The sequence below is a fragment of the Klebsiella sp. HMSC16C06 genome (genome assembly GCF_001808325.1).
In the GTDB taxonomy this organism is placed as follows: domain Bacteria; phylum Pseudomonadota; class Gammaproteobacteria; order Enterobacterales; family Enterobacteriaceae; genus Klebsiella; species Klebsiella variicola.
This window is the reverse complement of the sequence record NZ_KV793011.1, coordinates 342-1,253: the sequence shown is the minus strand read 5'-3', so window position 1 is coordinate 1,253 and position 912 is coordinate 342. Positions and strand designations below refer to the sequence as shown.

General features: G+C 42.2%; 1 protein-coding gene. It reads left to right on the top strand.

All coding sequences use genetic code 11. From position 1 onward, the window contains the following. Nucleotides 1–199: 199 nt before the first annotated feature. On the top strand, nt 200–912 hold a 713-nt coding region (locus HMPREF3142_RS17365), incomplete at its 3' end, for a formylglycine-generating enzyme family protein (protein ID WP_228706479.1).

Genomic DNA, 912 nt, shown 5'->3' with positions numbered 1-912 from the left:
TTTCGTTGTGTCGTTAATAAATAATGTGTGATGCCATCTCTTATTTTAACCGAGTCAGAATGCTCAACGAATATTCGGCTGAACCGGATAGGATATTTAATCTATCCCGGATTTCCTGATGTCAGAATATCTTGCCATGATTGATGAGCTGCACCCGACGGGGACAATGACTGCCTGATGCAAAGGCTTAGGTGATAAGATGAGAAAATTAATCGTAGTTGCTTCTGTTGCCGCCAGTTTACTGCTCGGGTGCGACCAGAAGAGTACTGACAAGCGTGAAACCTTGTCTGAAGCGCTTGTTGCTAAGTCGCTCTCTAACATGGTTCCCGTTCAGGGCGGCGAGTTTTTAATGGGGGATTTTGGCCCATTAGTCGGTGAAAAACTGCCTTTCAGCATAAACCAGGATGATAAGGTATTACATAAGGTTGTGTTAAGTGATTTTTTAATATCAAAATTTAAGGTTACCAATAAGAATTATAAAGAATATTCAAAACTTACTAATAAAAGAGCACTGCCGGTAGGTCCATTTATGAAAAATCATCCATCTTTATTATCCGATGATTATTCAGCAAATGTGACCTGGCAACAGGCAAAATACTATTGTCAGTGGTTAGGTAAGGAGTCCGGTAAAAAAATTGATTTGCCGACAGAGGCGCAATGGGAGTATGCAGCAAGATCCAGAGGGCAGTATCTTCCGTTTGCTACCAACAATGGTGAGCTTTTACCCGGGAAAAATTTCCCGAACCAGGACGAACTGGATAGTTATACTGATGGTATTGGGCTTCCTTTTTATCCAATAGGGAAGTTCCCGCCAAACCCCCTGGGTCTGTATGATATGGGACTTAGTGGCTCAGAATGGACCAATGACTGGTATGCGTCAGATTATTACTCTCATTCTCCGGTAAACGATCC